17 protein-coding genes are annotated in these 17,267 nt (G+C 68.3%); 13 read left to right on the top strand and 4 right to left on the bottom strand.

The features are described 5' to 3' along the window. Positions 1 to 3 precede the first annotated feature (3 nt). The 4 genes from JNK84_RS12305 (at position 4) to JNK84_RS12290 (ending at position 4,236) form a co-directional block, all read left to right on the top strand. On the top strand, positions 4 to 651 hold the full coding sequence (locus tag JNK84_RS12305) for a glutathione S-transferase family protein (protein ID WP_293424461.1): 648 nt from the start codon (positions 4 to 6) through the stop codon (positions 649 to 651). Between the two features lie 94 nt (positions 652 to 745). Continuing rightward, a complete protein-coding gene (locus tag JNK84_RS12300; protein WP_293424459.1) occupies positions 746 to 1,531 on the top strand; it encodes a molybdate ABC transporter substrate-binding protein in 786 nt (261 codons plus the stop codon). A gap of 144 nt (positions 1,532 to 1,675) precedes the next feature. Next, the gene (locus JNK84_RS12295) at positions 1,676 to 3,283 is read left to right on the top strand and encodes a carboxyl transferase domain-containing protein (RefSeq protein ID WP_441343235.1); all 1,608 of its coding nucleotides are present in this window, start codon (positions 1,676 to 1,678) and stop codon (positions 3,281 to 3,283) included. Between the two features lie 221 nt (positions 3,284 to 3,504). Continuing rightward, positions 3,505 to 4,236: an SDR family NAD(P)-dependent oxidoreductase gene (locus JNK84_RS12290; RefSeq protein ID WP_293424457.1), complete on the top strand. Its 732-nt coding sequence runs from the start codon at positions 3,505 to 3,507 to the stop codon at positions 4,234 to 4,236. A 66-nt stretch (positions 4,237 to 4,302) separates the two neighbouring features. On the opposite strand, the gene JNK84_RS12285 is transcribed toward JNK84_RS12290, so the two are convergent. After that, positions 4,303 to 5,700 (bottom strand): amidase, encoded by a 1,398-nt coding sequence (locus tag JNK84_RS12285; RefSeq protein ID WP_293424455.1) that lies wholly within the window; start codon positions 5,698 to 5,700, stop codon positions 4,303 to 4,305. A 162-nt stretch (positions 5,701 to 5,862) separates the two neighbouring features. Between JNK84_RS12285 and JNK84_RS12280 the strand changes: the two genes are divergently transcribed. Genes JNK84_RS12280 through JNK84_RS12270 form a run of 3 tightly spaced genes read left to right on the top strand, consistent with a single transcriptional unit; the run spans position 5,863 to position 8,727 of the window. Beyond that, entirely contained in the window at positions 5,863 to 7,902 is a 2,040-nt protein-coding gene (locus JNK84_RS12280; protein ID WP_293424453.1) for an acetyl/propionyl/methylcrotonyl-CoA carboxylase subunit alpha, read from the top strand. After that, a complete protein-coding gene (locus JNK84_RS12275; RefSeq protein WP_293424451.1) occupies positions 7,899 to 8,267 on the top strand; it encodes a hypothetical protein in 369 nt (122 codons plus the stop codon). Before JNK84_RS12280 ends, JNK84_RS12275 begins: the two co-directional genes overlap by 4 nt. A 46-nt stretch (positions 8,268 to 8,313) precedes the next feature. After that, entirely contained in the window at positions 8,314 to 8,727 is a 414-nt protein-coding gene (locus tag JNK84_RS12270; RefSeq protein ID WP_293424449.1) for a DUF1489 family protein, read from the top strand. A 6-nt stretch (positions 8,728 to 8,733) separates the two neighbouring features. Here JNK84_RS12270 and JNK84_RS12265 read toward each other — a convergent pair whose 3' ends face one another. The 3 genes from JNK84_RS12265 to hemN all read right to left on the bottom strand — a co-directional run bounded on the left by JNK84_RS12265 (position 8,734) and on the right by hemN (position 11,361). Further along, positions 8,734 to 9,126 (bottom strand): hypothetical protein, encoded by a 393-nt coding sequence (locus JNK84_RS12265; RefSeq protein WP_293424447.1) that lies wholly within the window; start codon positions 9,124 to 9,126, stop codon positions 8,734 to 8,736. A gap of 139 nt (positions 9,127 to 9,265) precedes the next feature. Beyond that, positions 9,266 to 9,970 (bottom strand): sulfite exporter TauE/SafE family protein, encoded by a 705-nt coding sequence (locus tag JNK84_RS12260; RefSeq protein ID WP_293424445.1) that lies wholly within the window; start codon positions 9,968 to 9,970, stop codon positions 9,266 to 9,268. 2 nt (positions 9,971 to 9,972) lie between these two features. Beyond that, the gene (gene hemN / locus JNK84_RS12255; protein WP_293424443.1) at positions 9,973 to 11,361 is read right to left on the bottom strand and encodes an oxygen-independent coproporphyrinogen III oxidase; all 1,389 of its coding nucleotides are present in this window, start codon (positions 11,359 to 11,361) and stop codon (positions 9,973 to 9,975) included. 212 nt (positions 11,362 to 11,573) lie between these two features. Here hemN and ccoN point away from each other — a divergent pair, with 212 nt between their 5' ends. The 6 genes from ccoN to JNK84_RS12225 all read left to right on the top strand — a co-directional run bounded on the left by ccoN (position 11,574) and on the right by JNK84_RS12225 (position 17,168). Further along, positions 11,574 to 13,220, top strand: coding sequence for a cytochrome-c oxidase, cbb3-type subunit I (gene ccoN / locus JNK84_RS12250; protein ID WP_293424441.1), 1,647 nt, complete (start codon positions 11,574 to 11,576; stop codon positions 13,218 to 13,220). Between the two features lie 9 nt (positions 13,221 to 13,229). Further along, a complete protein-coding gene (ccoO, locus tag JNK84_RS12245) occupies positions 13,230 to 13,979 on the top strand; it encodes a cytochrome-c oxidase, cbb3-type subunit II (RefSeq protein ID WP_293424439.1) in 750 nt (249 codons plus the stop codon). Between the two features lie 10 nt (positions 13,980 to 13,989). Further along, entirely contained in the window at positions 13,990 to 14,142 is a 153-nt protein-coding gene (locus JNK84_RS12240) for a cbb3-type cytochrome c oxidase subunit 3 (protein WP_293424437.1), read from the top strand. A gap of 3 nt (positions 14,143 to 14,145) precedes the next feature. Further along, positions 14,146 to 15,024: a cytochrome-c oxidase, cbb3-type subunit III gene (gene ccoP, locus JNK84_RS12235; protein ID WP_293424435.1), complete on the top strand. Its 879-nt coding sequence runs from the start codon at positions 14,146 to 14,148 to the stop codon at positions 15,022 to 15,024. 157 nt (positions 15,025 to 15,181) lie between these two features. Then, a complete protein-coding gene (gene ccoG / locus JNK84_RS12230; RefSeq protein WP_293424433.1) occupies positions 15,182 to 16,645 on the top strand; it encodes a cytochrome c oxidase accessory protein CcoG in 1,464 nt (487 codons plus the stop codon). A gap of 13 nt (positions 16,646 to 16,658) precedes the next feature. Next, positions 16,659 to 17,168: a FixH family protein gene (locus JNK84_RS12225; RefSeq protein ID WP_293424431.1), complete on the top strand. Its 510-nt coding sequence runs from the start codon at positions 16,659 to 16,661 to the stop codon at positions 17,166 to 17,168. The last annotated feature ends 99 nt before the right edge of the window (positions 17,169 to 17,267 follow it).

The raw sequence follows: 17,267 nt of genomic DNA, 5'->3' as shown, positions 1-17,267 counted from the left end.
GTCATGAAGCTCGTCATCGGCAACAAGGCCTATTCGTCCTGGTCGTTCCGGCCGTGGCTGCTCATGCGGGTGCTCGGGCTGCCGTTCGAGGAGGAACTGATCCCGCTCTACCGCGACGGTTCCGCCGAGCGCATCCGTGCCGCCTCGCCCGGCGGCAAGGTGCCGGCCCTGATCGACGGCGACATCGTCGTCTGGGAGAGCCTGTCGATCATCGAATATATCGCCGACCGCTTCCCTGATCGGGTCTGGCCGTTCGATAGGGCGGCCCGCGCCCATGCCCGCTCGCTATCGACCGAGATGCATGCCGGTTTCGCCGCCCTGCGCTCCCGCTGTCCGATGAATATCCGCCGCGCGCCGAAATCCGTGACCCTCGGCCCGGATGTCGAGGCCAATGTCGCCCGCATCGTCGCCGGGTGGACGGAGGCGAGAAGCCGTTTCGGCGCGGGCGGCCCGTTCCTCTATGGCGCCTTCTCCGGCGCGGATGCCATGTACGCTCCGGTCGTCTCGCGGTTTCATTCCTATGCCGTGGCGGTGCCGCCGCCGGTGCGCGCCTATATGGAGCGGATCATGGCCCTGCCGGCCTGGCAGGAATGGAAAGAGGCGGCGGATGCCGAGCCGTGGCACCTCGCCGACAGCGACGACGTGATCTGACGCCTCACGCGAATGCGATTGGAGCGCCGCGCGTTTCCGGTTGCCACCGGCTGAGGCCACCGCATGATCGGCGCCGCTATCGGGGGAGGCGGATATGGCATCGGGCGCGGCGCAGGCGATTGTCGGAGCCCTGGCTCTCACGCTGGCGGTGGCGGTTGGCGGGGGCCGGGCGTCCGCCGCCGAACTCAGGGTGATGGCCACCGGGGCGTCCAAGGCGCTGGTGCAGATGCTTGGAGACCTGTTCCAGGCACAGACCGGCCACCGGATCATTCTCGACACGGACACGGCGGGCGGCGTCCAGCGGCGCATTCAGGCGGGCGAGGCGGCCGATGTCGTCGTGGCGACGCCGGTCGTCATCGATGCGCTCGCCATGTCGGGCCGCCTCGTGCGGGGGTCGCGGCTTGATCTCGCCCGCACCGGCATCGGGATCGGCATAGCGGAAGGTGCGGCGGTGCCCGACATCTCCTCGGTCGAGGCGGTGAAGCGGCTGATCGTCAATGCGCGCGGCATCGCCTATGTCGATCCGGCCGGCGGCGGCACCAGCGGCATCTATTTCGTCCGCATGGTCGAGCGCCTCGGCCTTGCCGACGTGCTGCGCGCCAAGGCGAAACCGAAAATGGGCGGCTATGCCGCCGAACTCGTCGCCAGCGGTGAGGCCGATGTCGTGTTCCACCAGATCAGCGAGATCATGCCTGTCAGCGGCGTCCGCCTCGTCGGCCCGCTGCCGGCGGAGCTGCAACTCGTCACCACCTATTCCGCCGGCCTTGCGGTGCAGCCGCGCGAGGCGGAGGCGGCGCGCGCCTTCATCGCGCTGATGAACAGCCCGGCGGCGGAGCAGGCCATCCGGGCCGTCCACATGGAGCCGGCCGCGGGACGCTGACCTCCGCCGCTCCGCCCGGATGACAGGCTGTCGATTGCAGGCTAACCAAGACGGCCCAATCGTCGTTTCTCGTTACCCGCAATTCCGGACGCAAAACCGCTTCGCGCTTTTGCTGGAATTGCTTCCGCGCCGGAGCCTGCCGCCTTGGCCATTCTGAAATCCGCCTTCAATGCCGCCGCGCCCGAGGCCAAAGCCAATGCCGAGGCGTGGCGCGGCCTCGTCGACGATCTTCAGGCGAAGCGCGCCGACGCCGCCCTCGGCGGCAACGAGCGCGCCCGCCAGCGCCACGTCGCGCGCGGCAAGCTGTTGCCGCGCGACCGCGTCATGGGCCTCATCGACCCCGGCTCGCCCTTCCTCGAACTGTCCCAGCTTGCCGCCAACGGCCTTTACGGCGAGCCGATCCACGGCGCGGGCGTGATCACCGGCATCGGCCGCGTCGAGGGCCGCGAGGTGATGATCGTCGCCAACGATTCCACCATCAAGGGCGGCACCTACTACCCGATGACGGTGAAGAAGCACCTGCGCGCGCAGGAGATCGCGCTGCAGAACCGGCTGCCCTGCGTCTATCTCGTCGATTCCGGCGGCGCGAACCTGCCGCACCAGACCGAGGTCTTCCCCGACCGCGAGCATTTCGGCCGCATCTTCTTCAATCAGGCGAACCTTTCCGCCGCCAGCATCCCGCAGATCGCGGTGGTCATGGGCTCCTGCACGGCGGGCGGGGCCTATGTGCCGGCCATGTCGGACGAGACGGTGATCGTTCGCAAGCAGGGCACCATCTTCCTCGGCGGCCCGCCCTTGGTGCGCGCGGCGACCGGTGAGATCGTCACCGCCGAGGATCTCGGCGGCGCCGAGGTCCATGCCCGCCAGTCCGGCGTCGCGGATCATTACGCGGTGGACGATACCCACGCGCTGGCGATTGCCCGGCGCATCGTCTCGAACGTCAACTCGGTCAAGACCATCGATATCGCGCTCGCCGAACCGCGCGAGCCGAAATACGACCCGGCCGAGCTGGAAGCGCTGGTGCCGACCAACCTCAAGACGCAATACGACATCCGCGAGGTCATCGCGCGGCTGGTGGATGGCTCCGAGTTCGACGAGTTCAAGGCGCTCTACGGCACGACGCTGGTGACGGGCTTCGCGCGTCTCCACGGCATGCCGGTCGGCATCATCGCCAATAACGGCATCCTGTTCTCGGAAAGCGCCATGAAGGGCGCGCATTTCATCGAGCTCTGCTGCCAGCGGCGCATTCCGCTGCTGTTTCTCCAGAACATCACCGGTTTCATGGTCGGCCGGCAGTTCGAGGCGGGCGGCATCGCCAAGGACGGCGCCAAGCTCGTGACGGCGGTCGCCTGCGCGCAGGTGCCGAAAATCACGCTGCTTGTCGGCGGCAGCTACGGCGCCGGCAATTACGGCATGTGCGGGCGAGCCTATTCGCCGCGCTTCCTGTTCACCTGGCCGAATTCGCGCATCTCCGTCATGGGCGGCGAGCAGGCGGCGAGCGTGCTGGCGACCGTCAAGCGCGAGAATTTCGAGGCCGAGGGCAAGGACTGGTCGGCGGACGAGGAAGAGGCGTTCAAGGCGCCGATCCGCTCGAACTACGAGACCGAGGGGCACCCCTATTACGCGACCGCGCGGCTCTGGGACGACGGCATCATCCTGCCCTCGGAGACGCGGCGGGTGCTGTCGCTGGCGCTCAGCGCCTGCCTCAATGCGCCGGTGCCGCCGACGAAGTTCGGCGTGTTCAGGATGTGATCCCGCTCCGTCGTTTCCGCTCACCCCTCCACGTCATGGCCGGGCTTGTCCCGGCCGTCCACGGCTGGAACACTCACCTCGACGACAAGTCGTGGATGGCCGGCATAGCCGAGGCTTTGCCTCGGCGTTCAAGAGAGAAGAACGGCGGCCATAGGCCGCCTGTGGCCCGGGCATGACGTTGGGATGAGCGCTCGAACCATGGGCGCCGGAGACATACAGGCATGGCACACGATCACGAACCCGCAGCCCTCGTCACCGGCGGCTCCAGAGGCATCGGGGCTGCCATCGTCGAGCGGCTGATCCGTCGCGGCATACCCGTCGTCAATCTCGACCGCGCGCCGCCGGAGACGGACAGCGGCGCGGATTTCGTCGAGGTCGATCTGACCGATGTCGATGCCACCCGCGACGCCCTGCACGAGATCGTCACGGACCAGCCGGTGCTCTGGCTGGTCAACAATGCCGGCATCGCGCCGCCCGCTTCGCTGGAAGAGACGACGCTCGAGGATTTCGACCGCGTGGTGGCGGTGAACCTGCGCGCGGTCATGCTGGCCGCGCAGGCCGTGGTGCCCGGCATGAAACAGGCGGGCAGGGGGCGGATCGTCACCATTTCCTCGCGCGCGGCGCTCGGCAAGGAACTGAGGACTGCCTATTCCGCAACAAAGGCCGGCGTCATCGGCTTCACCCGCACCTGGGCGCTGGAGCTTGCGCCACACGGCATCACGGTCAACGCGGTCGGGCCGGGCCCGATCGAGACGGAACTGTTCAAGTCCGCCAATCCGCATAATTCGCCGCGCACGCAGGCGATCATCCGCGGTGTGCCGGTGCAGCGCCTCGGCCAGCCCGAGGACATCGCCCATGCCGCCGACTTCTTCCTGTCGGAGGGGGCGAGCTTCGTGACCGGGCAGATTCTCTATGTCTGCGGCGGCATGACCGTGGGCGTCGCGCCGATCTGAGGGGCGAATGAACCCTCTCCCCATGGGAGAGGGTTACTTCGCGTTGCGGGAGAGGGTTCGTCGCGGCTACCCCACCACCGGCCAGGGCTTCTGCTGGGGCCTGAGCACTTCCAGCGACGCGCAGAGCTTCATCACGCCGGCATCGTCGAAGCGCTTGCCGATCACCTGCACGCCGACCGGCATGCCGTTGCGCGCGAAGGTCCAGTTGACGCTCGCCGCCGGCTGCTCGCTCATGTTGGCGGCGACCGTGAAGGGGATGTGGTCCAGCGCCCGGTGCGGATCGTCGGTCGGCGAATGCGCCTCGGCCGAATAGCTGACCGGGCAGGTGACCGGCGAGAGGATGTAGTCGTAGGGCTCGTTGGTGGCGATGGCCGCCTCGCGCATGGCCTGCACGGCGAGATAGCCGCTCATCACGTCGTCGCCGGTGAACTTGCGGGCACGCCAGGTCGCCCACTCGACGATATAGGGCAGGAGCTGGCGCTTCTGTTCGGCCTTGAGCTTGACGACGTCGCCATAGGAGCGCGCCTCGAAGAAGCGGCAGATGCCGTCGAGCATCTCATGGGTCAGGAAGCCCTGAACCGGTTCGACGATGGCGCCCTCGGCCTCCAGCGCCTTGGCGGCGGCCTTCACAGCCCGGATGATCGTCGCATCGGCCGGCAGGCCCGCCTGCATCGCGGTGATCACGCCGATCTTCAGGCCCTTGAGCGGCAGGGTTTCGAGGTTCCTCGTGTAGTCGGTACGATGGTAGGGGAGGCTCCGGTAGTCGCGCTCGTCCGGCCTGGAAATGATGTTCATCAGCATGGCGCCGTCGCGCACCGTGCGGGTCATCGGGCCGGCGACACGGCCGAGGAAGGGTGGATTGATCGGCACGCGGCCGAGCGAGGGCTTCAGCCCGAACAGGCCGCAATGGGCGGCGGGCAGGCGGATCGAGCCGCCGATATCGGTGCCGACATGGAGCGGGCCGTAGCCGGCGGCACCCGCCGCGCCCGCGCCGGAGGAGGAGCCGGCGGGGTTCTTGGCGAGGTTCCAGGGGTTGCGCGTGATCCCGTGCAGCGAGGAGAGGCCCGCCGACAGCATGCCGTAATCGGGCATGGTGGTCTTGCCGAGGATGACCGCGCCGGCCTCGCGCAGGCGCGCGGGAACCGGCGAATCCGTCTCCTTCGGCGTCATGTCGGCGATCGGCACGCCGATGGGCGCGGGATCGCCCGCCGTCATCAGGTTTTCCTTCACGGTCACCGGCACGCCGTCGAGAGGTGAAAGCGCCTTGCCGCGGTTCCAGCGCCGCTCGGCCGATTTCGCCGCCTTCAGCGCCGCTTCCGCCGCGACGATATACATGGCGTTGATATGCGGTTCGCAGGCCTCGATGCGGGCGAGAACGGCCCGGGTCACCTCCACCGGCGACAGTTTCTTCGACTTGTAGGCCCTGGACAGGTCGGCTGCGGAGAGATCGGCGAGGTCGGACATAGAGGCTCCGGAAGGCTGTTGCGCCACAATTCCTCTCCGGGCGGCCGATCCGCAAGGGGCAGCGGCGGCTGAGGGGCCATGCGCGGCGTTCTTTCCTTCGTCCGGCTGGAATCCCCGGCCGAACCCGCTACATTCGGCACCCCTGTAGCTTCGAGGCCCAGCATGCTGTCGTCCGTCCTCATCGCCAACCGTGGCGAGATCGCCGTCCGCGTCATCCGGACGGCGAAGCGGCTGGGTTTGCGGACCATTGCCGTCTATTCGGATGCCGATGCCAACGCCATGCACGTGAAGCTGGCGGACGAGGCCTATCCCATCGGACCGGCGCCCGCGCGCGACAGCTATCTGGTCATCGACAAGATCATTTCGGTGGCGAAACAGGCCAAGGCCGAGGCCATCCACCCCGGCTACGGCTTTCTCTCCGAGCGCGCCGAATTCGCCGAGGCCTGCGCGGCCGCCGGCATCGTCTTCGTCGGGCCGCCGGCTTCCGCCATCCGCGCCATGGGCCTGAAGGACGGCGCCAAGGCGCTGATGCAGAAGGCCGGCGTGCCGGTCGTTCCGGGCTATCACGGCGCCATGCAGGACGGGAAGTTCCTGAAGGAGAAGGCCTACGAGATCGGCTATCCCGTGCTGATCAAGGCGGTCGCGGGCGGCGGCGGCAAGGGTATGAAGCGCGTCGACAAGGCTGTCGATTTCGACGAGGCGCTTGCCTCTGCCCAGCGCGAGGCGCAGGGGGCCTTCGGCGATCCGCGCGTGCTGATCGAAAAATACGTGCTCTCGCCGCGCCATATCGAGATTCAGGTCTTCGGCGACACCAAGGGCAATGTCGTCCACCTGTTCGAGCGCGACTGCTCGCTTCAGCGCCGCCACCAGAAGGTGATCGAGGAAGCGCCGGCCCCCGGCATGCCCGAGGCGATGCGGGCCGCCATGGGGCAGGCGGCGGTCGAGGCGGCGCGGGCGGTCGGCTATGTCGGCGCGGGGACCGTGGAGTTTATCGCGGACGGCTCGGCGGGGCTCCAGCCGGACAGGTTCTGGTTCATGGAGATGAACACCCGCCTGCAGGTGGAGCATCCGGTGACGGAGGCGATCACGGGCCAGGATCTGGTGGAATGGCAGCTCAGGGTCGCATCCGGCGAGCGCCTGCCGCTGTTGCAGGAAAACCTTGCCATCCACGGCCACGCCGTCGAGGCGCGGCTCTATGCCGAGGACCCCGAGAAGGGCTTCCTGCCCTCGACCGGCAAGCTGCATGCGCTGGAATTCGGCATGGCGGAGGGCGTGCGCATCGATACGGGCGTGGAGGAAGGGGCCGAGGTCTCGCCCTTCTACGATCCGATGATCGCCAAGGTCATCGCCCACGGCGCGACCCGCGACGAGGCGCTGGACCGGCTCGGCGAGGCGTTGGGCGGAACGGTGGTGGCGGGGCCGCGGACCAATGTGACATTCCTCAAGGCGCTGACCGAGGCCGAGGGCTTCCGGGCGGGTGATTTCGACACGGGGTTCATCGACCGGAATGTCGAGGCGCTGGGCGCCGTGCCGCAGCCGATGGATGCGAAGGCGGCGGCGGTGGGAGCTCATCATCTCATCAGGAAACAACTGAAGCGGTTCGCTCGCTCGGAAGATTCGGAGAGCGCCATGCGCGCCGCAGATCCGTGGAGCGTTGTCGGGTCAGATGGCTTTGTTCTTTCGTCAACAGCTTGGGCGAGAACGCAAAGCATTCTGGTCGATGGGGAAAAGCAGACGGTTGGTCTGCGATGGTCGGTCAATGGCCCCGTTGTTACCTTGGAGGGCCGCGAGTTTCCAATGGACCAAGTCGGCAGATGGTATCCTTACGGCCACGATGCTCAGATCGACGGTGAGGCGCGAGCTATTGAGCGTCTCGACCGCGTCTTCGTCATCCGCAACGGCCGTCAGACCGAGGTCCGCGCCTTCGATTCGCTCGACGTCGACCTCGACCATCTCGACGGCGGCGGCTCGGTGAAGGCGCCCATGCACGGCAAGGTCGTGCAGGTCTTCGTCGAACCGGGACAGCAGGTGGAGAAGGGCGACCGCATCGCGGTCATCGAGGCCATGAAGATGGAACACACGCTGGTCGCGCCGACCGGCGGCACGGTGACCATGGTCGCTGTGCTCGCGGGCGAACAGGTGGCCGAGGGCGCGCCGGTCGCGGCCATCGAGGCGGCTGAAGGGCAGGAGAAGGCGGCGTGAGGTCGGTTGCTGCCGGCTTCGCGGCGCTCGCGCTCACAAGCGCAGCGGCAAGTGCCTGCCAGTGCTACAATTTCTCCCGCGCGGAGATCGTCCAGCGCGCCGATATCGTGTTCGAGGGCACGGTGGCGGTGGTGACCGAGGTGCGGGGCCTGTTGCAGGCGACCATCGACGTCTCGCGCATCGAGAAGGGGCCGCCCGTCACCTCGCTCACCCTTTTGACGCCGGGCTCCACGGCCGCCTGCGGCGTGCCGTTTCGCGTCACCCAGCGCGTGATCGTCGCCGCCATGCGCGACGGGCGGGTCTGGCGCACCGACAATTGCATGTCTCTGGCGCTGCGGCCCGCGCCCTTTGTCCCCAACCGTTGAGGCCGCGCCCCTTGGGGCGGGGCGTCGTCGGCGCTAGTATCGCGCCGTGGCACTCAATCTCATCAAGCTCTGCGTCGGCGCGGAATCGGTCGAGGACCTCCAGGACTGGGTCGACCGGCGCATGCGCATGCATGGCGAGCAGGTCCACACCACCCGCATGGTGCCGAAGCGCGGCGACGAGATCATCGGCGAGGGATCGCTCTACTGGGTGATCAAGGGCACGATTCTCTGCCGCCAGCGCATTCTCGGCATCAGGCCCTTCACGGATTCGGAGGGGATCGGGCGTTGCGACCTGATTCTCGAGCCGCTCATCGTCCGCGTCCAGCCGCGCCGGCGCGGGCCGTTCCAGGGCTGGCGCTATTTCGACGCGAAGGACGCGCCGCCCGATCTCGATGCCGGGCCGACCAAGGGCATGCCGCCGGAACTGGCGAAGGAACTGGCGGATCTCGGCCTTCTCTAGGCGCGCCTACCGGTTCCAGTTCGGCTGAGGCGGCCGCGCCGCCTCGTCGATCCGCGCCTTCATATGCGCCGCCACGTCCCGCACCGGTTCCAGTCCGTGCGACAGGTCGCTTGCCTGCTGGTTGGCGTATTCCAGTTCGGAAATGAGCTTGTCGACCTTGGCCAGCGCCTCCGGGTCGGGCCTGGTCACGACTTCGGAGCCGAACAGGATCAGCAAGGGACCGGCCGGCAGGAGCAGGCTGAGCGCCAGCGTCACCTGCCAGAGCAGGTTGCGGTCCTCGAAACTGGCCGCGTTGATCGCGCTGACATAGGCGGCGCCCGCGGCTGCCGGCAGGACCAGCACGAGCACAATGCCGACGACCCCGGCCAGGCGCGGCCTCAGCCGGCTCGTCACTCTCATCGATTCACCCCGAGCACCGACATGACGGAGCATCAGTGTGGCCGGGGGCGCCCCCGTTGCGCAAGCCGCCGGCGGAACGAGGCGGTGATCGAGCTCCTGTTGGCGGTCCCGAACGTCGTCTTCCGCCCCCGAAGAGGCCTCAGACCGGGAGGCAGAGGAAGGCCGCGACCGGCGAAAATACCAGCGACAGCGCGCCCGCGCCGGCGATCGCGACGCCAACGAACCGGCGCATGCCGTCCCGGCGCGCGGCCGACCGCAGGGCGGCAATGCCGAGCGCCGCGCCGATGACGGCCGGCATGGTGGCAAGCCCGAAACCGAGCATGAATGTGCTGCCGCCGGCGGCGGTCCCCTGCAGCATCGCGGCGAAGAGCGCGGCATAGACCATGGCGCAGGGCATGAAACCCCAGACGATGCCGGCGGCGATGGGCGCGCCGGCCGCACCGGCGGGCAGGGCGCGCGATGCGGCGATGACGGCATTGGCGACGGGCGCGGCCCAGCGGTCGAAAAGGGCGAGCGAGGGCAGGAGGCCGGCGGTGGACAGCCCGATCCAGATCAGCACGGCGGCGCCCGCGGTGCGGAGGACATTGAAGGCGGCCGCCTGATCGAACAGATGGACGACCGACGTGCCGACGAGGCCGACAGCGCCGCCCGCCACGGCATAGGCGACGACCCTGCCGATCTGGGTCAGCACCAGCGTCCGGGCCGCCGCGGCGGTGCTGCCGTCGGGGTGGATGGTCATGGTCAGCGCGCTGCCGATGCTGCCGCACATGCCGGCGCAGTGCAGGCTGGAGGCAAGGCCGACGAGGAAACCGCTCCCGAGGGCCAGAGGCAGCGTCGCCGACATGGTCAGACCGCCGCCGAATGGCGACCGGCCTGGCCGAGCCGGGCGTCGAACACCGCCGCGACGAGGCGCGTCAGCGGCCGGCCAGCCTCGGTGACCTCGACGAGGCCGCCTTCGTGCCGCGCGAGGCCCTCGGCTTCAAGGTCCCGCAGCGCATCCAGCGCGGCGTCGAACAGGTTCGGCGCGAGGTCGTGACGGTTGAGGATGGCGGGCAGATCCGCGGGATAGCCGCACATCAGCCGCTCGATGACCTCGCCGCGCGCCCGGTCCTCGCGGGTGAAGGCAAGGCCACGCACCGTGGCGAGCCTGCCGGCATCGATGGCGCGCTGATATCCGGCCGTGTCCGGCGCGTTCTGGACATGGCCCTGCGGCAGGCGGCCGATGGCCGAGGCGCCAAGACCGATCAGGGCGTCGGCGTCGTCCACCGTGTAGCCCTGGAAGTTGCGGCGAAGGTCGCCGCCCTGGTGGGCCTGCGCCATCGCGTCGGCGGGCAGGGCGAAATGGTCGAGGCCGACCGCGACATAGCCGGCGGCGACGAGGGCGACGCGCGCCTCGCGCTCCTGTTCGAAGCGCAGCGCCGCATCCGGCAGGGCCGCCTCGTCGATGAGCCGCTGGTGGCTCTTCATCCAGGGCACATGGGCATAGCCGAACAGCGAGATGCGGTCCGGGCGAAGCGTGGCGGCGAGACCGACGGTCGCGACGAGATCGGCCGTCGATTGGTGCGGCAGGCCGTACATGAGGTCGAACGAGATCGCGGCGATTCCTGCCTTGCGCAGCGCGCCGACGGCCGCGGCGACAGCCGCATAGGGCTGCACGCGGCCGATGGCCGCCTGAACATGCGGGTTCAGGTCCTGAACGCCGAGGCTGGCGCGCGTCACGCCGATGGCGCCGAGCGCGGCGGCGAACTTGTCGTCGACGGTGCGCGGGTCGAGCTCGATGGCGTGGTCGAGACCGGCAGGGAGCGCGAAGCGCAGCGCCATGCGGTCGACCAGCCGGGCGAGGCCGTCGGCCCGCAAGGTGCTCGGCGTGCCGCCGCCCCAGTGGAGGTGGTCCACCCGGCGGGCCGCCGTCGATGCCGACACGAGGTCGATCTCCGCCGCGAGGCGGTCGGCATAGGCGTCCACCGGCTCCCGCCGCCGCGTCACCTTGGTATGGCAGCCGCAATAGGAACACATGGCCGCGCAGAACGGCACGTGCAGATAGAGCGACAGGGTCGTGCCGGCCGAAATCTGCCCGAGCCAGTCCCGGTAGATGCCGGCATCGACCCCGGAATGGAAGTGCGGAGCGGTCGGATAGGAGGTGTAGCGCGGCACCTGCCGGCCCGCGAGCGCGGCCGGAATGGGAGTGGGATCGCGGGCGGCTGGCGCGCCGCCGGCCGGCGGGGGAACGATCATGGCGGGACGTCCGGTCCTTGGATGTCTTCCTGCCCACCAAACGACGGGCGCGCGCGGCGCGCGTTGATCGGCGTCAAATCGCGTCGTGGCCGATGCGCGCGGAAAGGTCGGCGATTGACGCAGGTCAATGAGACGCGCGCGCCGCCTGCGATGGTCCGACGTGATCCCGTGCCGGCCCCTGCGCCGCCCGGTGCCCCCAGGAGCAGACCATCATGACGGCGCAAGCCCAGAAGACATTCAGCCTCGCGGAGGCGGGCTCGATACTCGCCTTCGCGGCGACCGCGCTGCTCAGCCTCGTGATCGCCGCCGGTTCTGTCGATCAGGGCTACACGTTCCACGCGCTCATCTTCGCCGCGGCCTCGGTCGCGGCCATCTTCCTGGTCGGCAATCGCTACATGGCGCGCCCGGCCTCGATCCCGCTCGAGATCGACGGCAAGCCCAACTACAACATGGAGCCGGTGAAGTTCGCGGTCTGGGCCTCGGTGTTCTGGGGCATTGCCGGCTTCACCATCGGATTGCTGATCGCCAGCCAGCTCGCCTGGCCGGTGCTCAATTTCGATCTGCCCTGGACGAATTTCGGGCGCATGCGGCCGCTGCACACATCGGCGGTCATCTTCGCCTTCGGCGGCAACGTGCTGATCGGCACCTCGTTCTACGTCGTCCAGAAGACCTGCCGGGCCCGCCTCGCCGGCGAGATCGCGCCGTGGTTCGTCATCCTCGGCTACAACCTCTTCATCGTCGTCGCCGGCACCGGCTACCTGCTCGGCATCACGCAGGGCAAGGAATACGCCGAGCCCGAATGGTATGCGGACCTGTTCCTGACGGTGGTCTGGGTCGTCTATCTGCTGGTCTTCCTCGCCACCATCTGGCGGCGCAAGGAACCGCACATCTTCGTGGCGAACTGGTTCTATCTCGCCTTCATCGTCACCATCGCCGTGCTGCATCTCGGTAACAACGCCGCCGTGCCGGTGTCGATCTACTCGCCCAAGAGCTATATCGTCTGGTCGGGCGTGCAGGACGCCATGTTCCAGTGGTGGTACGGCCACAACGCCGTGGGGTTCTTCCTCACCGCCGGCTTCCTCGCCATCATGTATTACTTCATCCCGAAGCGGGCTGAGCGGCCGATCTATTCCTATCGACTGTCCATCGTTCACTTCTGGGCGCTGATCTTCCTCTATATCTGGGCAGGCCCCCACCACCTCCACTACACCGCGCTGCCGGATTGGGCGCAGACGCTGGGCATGACCTTCTCGGTCATCCTGTGGATGCCCTCGTGGGGCGGCATGATCAACGGCCTGATGACGCTCTCAGGCGCCTGGGACAAGCTCAGGACCGACCCGGTCCTGCGCCTGATGGTCGTCTCGCTGGCCTTCTACGGCATGTCGACCTTCGAGGGGCCGCTCATGTCGATCAAGGCGGTCAACTCGCTGTCGCACTATACCGACTGGACCATCGGCCACGTCCATTCCGGCGCGCTCGGCTGGGTCGCCTACGTGTCCTTCGGCGCGCTCTACTGCCTGGTCCCGTGGCTCTACAACCGCAAGCAGCTCTACTCGAACCGGCTGGTCGAGTGGCACTTCTGGGTCTCGACGCTCGGCATCGTCCTCTACATCTCGTCGATGTGGGTCGCCGGCATCATGCAGGGCCTCATGTGGCGCGCCTACACCGCGCTCGGCTTCCTCGAATACTCGTTCATCGAGTCCGTCGCGGCCATGCACCCCTACTACGCGATCCGGGCTCTCGGCGGCGCCTTCTTCGTCGCCGGCTCCCTGATCATGGCCTTCAACCTGATCATGACCGTGCGCAGCGGCGAGGAGGCGGAGCAGGAGCCCGCCCCCGCGCTCGTGCCGGCCGAGTGAGGACCCCCCATGTCGCTCTGGAACAAGCACGCGATCCTCGAGAAGAACTCGATCATCCTGACCATCGGCATCATCATCGTGGTCGCCATCGGCGGCCTCGTCGAGATCGCTCCGCTCTTCTACCTGCGCAGCACCATCGAGCGGGTGGAGGGGGTCAGGCCCTACACGCCGCTGGAACTGGCCGGGCGCGCCATCTACGTGCGCGAGGGCTGCTACAACTGCCACAGCCAGATGGTCCGCCCGCTGCGCGACGAGGTCGAGCGCTACGGCCACTATTCGCTGGCGGCGGAAAGCATGTACGACAAGCCCTTCCAGTGGGGCTCCAAGCGCACGGGTCCGGACCTCGCCCGCGTCGGCGGCAAGTATTCGGACGAGTGGCACGTCGCCCACCTCGCCAATCCGCGCTCGATCGTGCCGCAGTCGATCATGCCGGGCTACGCCTTCCTCTCGCAGACCGAGGTGCGGCCCGAGCAGATCGAGGGCCACTTCATCTCCAACCGCCGCGGCGGCGTGCCCTATTCGCCCGAGCAGGTGGCCAATGCCTGGGGCGACCTGCGGGCCCAGGTGAACCCGGACGGTCCTACTCTCGCGGCCTTCCAGAGCCGCTATCCCGGCGCCATCGTCCGCGCCTTCGGCGGCAACGCGTCCGCCGCGGCCAACGGCACCGTCACCGAGATGGATGCGCTGGTCGCCTACCTCCAGGTGCTCGGCACGATGGTCGATTTCCGCACCTACGACGCGCGCGCCAACATCCGCTGAGGAGATACCGATGAGCGTCTATTCCTGGCTTGCCGGTTTCGCCCAGACGGCAGGACTTCTCTACTTCGTCGGCATGTTTCTCGCCATCGCCGCTTACGCCTTCTGGCCGCGCAACAGGGCGCGGTTCGACGAGGCTTCGACCATCCCGCTGCGGGAGGACTGATCAATGGCCAACCATCCCCCCGAGATCGATGCCGCCACCGGCCGCTCAACGACAGGCCATGAGTGGGACGGCATCAAGGAGCTGAACTCGCCGCTGCCCAAGTGGTGGCTCTACGTCTTCTACGCGACCATCGTCTGGTCGATCGGCTACTGGATCGTCTATCCCGCCTGGCCGCTGGTCACCGGCTACACCAAGGGGCTGTTCGGCTATTCGTCCCGCGAGAGCGTCGTCGTCGAGCTCGATGCCCTGAAGGCGCTGCGGGCGTCGCGCAGCACGGCGCTCGCCTCGGCCTCGCTGGAGGACATCCAGCGCAATCCGGACCTGCTGACCTTCGCCCTGGCGCAGGGCAAGGCGGCCTTCGGCGATAATTGCGCGCCCTGCCACGGCCTCTCCGCCACCGGCGCGCGCGGCTTCCCGAACCTGCGCGACGACACCTGGCTGTGGGGCGGCTCGCTCGCCGAGATCCGCCAGACCATCGCCCACGGCGTCAGGACCGGCGACGATCGCTCCCGTCAAGGCTCCATGCCGGCGCTCGGCGGCCCGAACGGCGTCCTCAAGCGCGACGAAGTGATCACGGTCGCCAACTATGTGCGCTCGCTGGCGGGGCTCTCGGTCCGGCAGGGCACCGACCTTGCCAAGGGCAAGGAACTGTTCGAGACCAATTGCGTCGCCTGTCACGGGGCCGATGGCCGCGGCAATCGCGAGCTCGGCGCCGCCAACCTGACCAGCGCCAACTGGGTCTATGGCTCGGACGAGGCGACCATCGTGGAGACCATCAACAACGGTCGCGGCGGGGTCATGCCCGGCTGGACCGGCCGCCTCGACGACACCACCGTCAAGGCGCTCACCATCTACGTCCACGCGCTCGGCGGCGGGCAATAGCGCCAACCGCAAGGGGCGTGATCGGAGGGGCGCGTGTCGTGGCAGCGGCACGCGCCCTTGTCCGTGTCGCGAACCGCGCTTGAGACAGGTCAAGGCAGCTCCGCCGGCGGCGGGGCAGGGTGCAGGGACGGCGCGAACCTTTTCCCCCGGGACAGCCATGCAGAACTCCGCGAGCCTTTCCGAGACCACCGCCCCCCCACCGGACGACGAGCCGCTCTATGTCGGCGGGCCGCGCATCTATCAGCAGAGCGTCAAGGGGCGGCTGCGCACCATCAAGTGGGCGGTGCTGTTCATCTGCCTCGGCGTCTATTACTTCCTGCCGTTCCTGCGCTGGTATCGCGGGCCGAACCAGCCCGATCAGGCGGTCCTCGTCGATCTCGCCAACAACCGATTCTACTTCTTCTTCATCGAGATCTGGCCGCAGGAAGTCTATTACTTCACCGGCCTGCTGGTGCTCGCCTCGCTCGTCCTGTTCCTGAGCAACGCGGTCGCGGGCCGCGTCTGGTGCGGCTATCTCTGCCCGCAGACGGTCTGGACCGATCTGTTCATGACGGTCGAGCGCTGGATCGAGGGCGATCGCCGCGAGCGGATGCTGGCCGACGCCAAGCCGATGACGGCGGCGAAGCTCGGGCGTCTCGCGCTCAAGCATTTCGTCTGGCTGATGATCGCCTGGTGGACCGGCGGCGCTTGGGTGCTCTATTTCGCCGATGCGCCGACGCTGGTGAAGGACCTCGCCACCTTCCAGGCGCCGATGATCGCCTATGTCTGGATCGCCATCCTGACCTTCACGACCTATGCGCTGGCCGGCCTGATGCGCGAGCAGGTCTGCCTCTACATGTGCCCCTGGCCGCGCATCCAGGCCGCGCTGACGGATCAGTACGCGCTCAACGTCACCTATCGCTACGACCGTGGCGAGCCGCGCATGTCGGTCAAGTCGGCGGCGAAGGCGCGCGCGGCCGAGGAGCCGGCCGGCGACTGCATCGACTGCCGTCAGTGCGTCGTCGTCTGCCCGACCGGCGTCGATATCCGCGATGGCTCGCAGATGGGCTGCATTCAGTGCGGCCTCTGCATCGATGCCTGCAACACGGTCATGACCAAGGTGAACCGGCCGCTGGGCCTGATCGCCTACGACAACGACGTCAATATCGCGCGGCGCGCCGAGGGTCTCGAGGAAACCTATCCGATCGTCCGTTCGCGCACCGTGCTCTATGTCGGCATGATCGCGCTTGTCGGCCTCGCCATGCTCTACGGGCTGATGACGCGCTCGTTCACCGACCTGTCGGTGCTGCACGACCGCAATCCGCTGTTCGTGCAGCTCTCGGACGGTTCGGTGCGCAACAGCTACACGGTGCGCCTGCTCAACAAGCGGCCGCTGCATCGCATCTTCGTTCTGGCCGTGGACGGGCTGCCGATGGCGCGCGCCACCGCGGTCGGCATCCCGAACACCGACATCGGCTGGCCGCTGATCGAAGTGGGGCCGGATGCGACGCGCGAGGTCATCGTCCACGTGACCGCGCCGAACGCGGCGTCGCTGCCGGCCTCGACCGACGTCACCTTCCGCATCACCGAACTCGGGTCCGGCGAGAAGGTCTCTTCCCGCGACCATTTCATCGCCCGCTAGAGGAGCCACTGCCATGGCTGTTCTCGACACTTCGGATCGCCGGCCGCGCAGACTGACCGGCCGGATGGTGTTCCTGATGTTCGTCGCCTTCTTCGGCGTCATCTTCACCGTCAACGCGCTGATGCTGACGCTGGCCCTCGACACCATGCCCGGCCTGACGACAGCGAGCTCCTATCAGGCGAGCCAGCGCTTCAATCGCGACCTCGCGGCCGCGCGCGAGCGCGACGCTCGCGGCTGGACCGTCGACGCGCGCGCCGATCGCGATCCGGCCGGGTTCGCCGCCGTGACGGTTTCGCTGCGCGATCCGGCCGGCGGACCGGTCGAGGGGGTGAGCCTTGCCGCGCGGCTCGAACATCCCGCGCGCCGGGCACTCGACCGGCCCCTCGACATGGCGAGGACCGGCATCGGGCTCTATGCCGGCACGGCCGCCGACGTGACGTCGGGCGCCCATGACCTGGTCGTCGAGGTCAGCCGCGACGGTGCCGTCCTGTTCCGCTCGCGCAACCGGATCATGCTGCCATGAGCCAGGCTGCCCTCGCCGCGGGCGCCCTCCATCACGCCGCGGCCGATGCCCTTCTGCCCGACGCGGCCGCGGTTCCGCCCGCCACCGACCTGTCGCTGT

This window comes from Phreatobacter sp., assembly GCF_016793595.1.
Taxonomy (GTDB): domain Bacteria; phylum Pseudomonadota; class Alphaproteobacteria; order Rhizobiales; family Phreatobacteraceae; genus Phreatobacter.
This window is presented reverse-complemented; position numbering and strand designations above follow the sequence as displayed.